Origin of the sequence: Staphylococcus pasteuri, from assembly GCF_030547725.1 — a bacterium.
Classification (GTDB): domain Bacteria; phylum Bacillota; class Bacilli; order Staphylococcales; family Staphylococcaceae; genus Staphylococcus; species Staphylococcus pasteuri.
In genome coordinates this window covers 1-229 of record NZ_JAUOQO010001143.1, presented here as the reverse complement: position 1 = coordinate 229, position 229 = coordinate 1, and the positions used below count along the sequence as shown (strand labels likewise).

The following is a 229-nucleotide window of genomic DNA, read 5'->3' as shown; positions in this document are numbered from 1 at the left end:
CGGCCTAGCTTCGCCAGTGGTTTAAAACGTGTGAACATTGCTTACCCTATTTTTCGCTAAAACGCAGCTTAGCAGCATCTTGTAGGTTATTAATGATACGAAATGCGTCTTTTAAGTGCTCTCGTTCAAAGTTACCAAAACTTTTAGGGGCAATATAGTTATCTGGCGCAGAACCTTCTTTTAATGCTTTAAGTTGATGGCGGAATCTAAGTTGTGTAATAAACCGATA

At 39.3% G+C, this 229-nt stretch carries 1 protein-coding gene; it reads right to left on the bottom strand.

What is annotated here, in order from left to right; translation table 11 throughout:
* Positions 1–46: 46 nt before the first annotated feature.
* On the bottom strand, positions 47–229 hold a 183-nt coding region (locus tag Q4528_RS16695), incomplete at its 5' end, for a putative nucleotidyltransferase substrate binding domain-containing protein (RefSeq protein ID WP_303522932.1).